Source organism: Kocuria aegyptia (assembly GCF_039530085.1).
Classification (GTDB): domain Bacteria; phylum Actinomycetota; class Actinomycetes; order Actinomycetales; family Micrococcaceae; genus Kocuria; species Kocuria aegyptia.
In genome coordinates this window covers 262,746-264,833 of record NZ_BAAAOA010000015.1, presented here as the reverse complement: position 1 = coordinate 264,833, position 2,088 = coordinate 262,746, and the positions used below count along the sequence as shown (strand labels likewise).

At 69.6% G+C, this 2,088-nt stretch carries 2 protein-coding genes; both read left to right on the top strand.

Features of this window, described 5'->3' with window-relative positions; genetic code table 11:
• The first annotated feature begins 71 nt into the window (after positions 1-71).
• Positions 72-1,367, top strand: coding sequence for an ATP-dependent Clp protease ATP-binding subunit ClpX (gene clpX, locus ABD220_RS07555; RefSeq protein WP_344121255.1), 1,296 nt, complete (start codon positions 72-74; stop codon positions 1,365-1,367).
• A 63-nt stretch (positions 1,368-1,430) separates the two neighbouring features.
• Positions 1,431-2,027, top strand: a complete 597-nt coding sequence (locus ABD220_RS07550; RefSeq protein ID WP_344121253.1) for a DsbA family oxidoreductase — start codon at positions 1,431-1,433, stop codon at positions 2,025-2,027.
• Positions 2,028-2,088 lie beyond the last annotated feature (61 nt).

The window sequence follows — 2,088 nt, the reverse complement described above, 5'->3', positions numbered from 1 at the left end:
GTGTTGGGGCGGGGCCCTGTCCTCGCCTATCCTGGACGAGGATTTCCGTACCCCGACCAGAGGACTGTTTCATGGCGCGCATCGGCGAGACCGCGGACCTGCTCAAGTGCTCCTTCTGCGGCAAGAGCCAGAAGCAGGTCCGCAAGCTCATCGCGGGCCCGCGCGTCTACATCTGCGACGAGTGCATCGAGCTGTGCAACGAGATCATCGAGGAGGAGCTGAGCGAGGTCAAGGACCTCGAGCAGCAGGAGCTGCCCACGCCCCACGAGATCTACCAGCACCTCCACCAGTACGTGATCGGCCAGGAGACCGCCAAGCGCGCGCTGGCGGTGGCCGTGTACAACCACTACAAGCGGGTCCGGGCCGGCGAGAACGGCAAGCCCCTCTCCCTGGCCACGGCGGCCGGTGACGAGGACGTCGAGATCGCCAAGTCCAACATCCTGCTGGTCGGGCCGACCGGCTCGGGCAAGACGTACCTGGCGCAGTCGCTGGCCCGCAAGCTCGACGTGCCCTTCGCGGTCGCGGACGCCACGTCCCTCACGGAGGCCGGCTACGTCGGCGAGGACGTCGAGAACATCCTGCTGAAGCTGATCCAGGCCGCGGACTACGACGTCAAGCGGGCCGAGACGGGCATCATCTACATCGACGAGATCGACAAGATCTCGCGCAAGTCCGAGAACCCCTCGATCACCCGCGACGTCTCCGGCGAGGGCGTGCAGCAGGCGCTGCTGAAGATCCTCGAGGGCACGGTGGCGTCCGTGCCCCCGCAGGGCGGGCGCAAGCACCCGCAGCAGGAGTTCATCCAGATCGACACCACGAACGTCCTGTTCGTCGTGGCCGGTGCCTTCGCCGGGCTCGAGGACATCGTGGACTCCCGGGCCGGGCGCACGAGCATCGGCTTCGGCGCGGAGCTCAAGCAGAGCGGGCCGCGCCACGAGGTGATGGCCGACGTCATGCCGGAGGACCTGCTGAAGTTCGGCCTGATCCCCGAGCTCATCGGCCGCCTGCCCGTCGTGACCACGCTGCGCGAGCTGTCGGTGGCCGACCTCGCGCGCATCCTCGTCGAGCCGCGCAACGCGCTCGTGAAGCAGTACAAGAAGATGTTCCAGCTGGACGGCGTCGAGCTGACGTTCGACCCCGAGGCGCTGACCGCCGTCGCCGAGCTCGCGATCCAGCGGGGCACGGGGGCCCGCGGCCTGCGCGCCATCCTCGAGGACGTGCTCCAGCCTGTCATGTTCGAGCTCCCCAGCCGGGACGACATCGCCGCCGTGCTGGTCACCGCGGAGGCCGTCGCCAAGCAGGCCGAGCCGGAGATCATCACCCACGAGATGATCCGCGAGGAGCAGAACCGGAACAAAACCGCCTGAGCCGTGGCTTCTACCCGGTGACGCGTCCGCCACCCCGGCGGACGCCCGCACGAGAGGAAACCGATGACGGACAAGGTGGAGTTCTGGTTCGACCCCCTGTGCCCCTGGGCCTGGATGACCTCCCGGTGGATGGAGGAGGTCGAGCGCCTGCGCGACGTCCACGTGGACTGGCGGATCATCTCGCTGGGCATCCTGAACGAGGACAATCCCGACAACCACCACCACGGCCGCGAGGAGTCGATGTGGCTCGTGCGCGTGGTCGAGGCGGCGGCGCGCGCCCACGGTGACGAGTACCTCAAGAAGCTCTACGACGCCATGGGCACCCGGCGCCACCCCGGCGGGGTGGAGGACCTGGAGCAGATCGTCACCGAGTCCCTGCAGGAGGTCGGCTTGCCGGCGGAGCTCGCGGGGGCCCGGCACTCCACCGAGTTCGACGACGCGCTGCGCGCCTCCACCGAGGCCGCCCGGGCGGTCGCGGGCCGGGACATCGGCACCCCCTGCATCGCCGTCAACGGCGTGGGCTTCTTCGGCCCGGTCTTCACCCCGGCGCCGCGCGGCGAGGACGCCGCGCGGGTCTGGGACGGGTGCCTGGCCCTGGTCTCCCACCACGGCTTCTACGAGCTCAAGCGGGGACGCGACGAGGGCCCGATCTTCGACTGAGCCGTTGCCGGGGAACCGGCCCTGGTCCGGCAGGACAGCACGAGGGCCCGGCCGCCGCGGC

What these genes read in the sequence shown, in the direction of transcription:
- clpX (WP_344121255.1), top strand. Translation starts at nt 72, where the DNA reads ATGGCGCGCATCGGCGAGACCGCGGACCTGCTCAAGTGCTCCTTCTGC.
- ABD220_RS07550 (WP_344121253.1), top strand. Translation starts at nt 1,431, where the DNA reads ATGACGGACAAGGTGGAGTTCTGGTTCGACCCCCTGTGCCCCTGGGCC.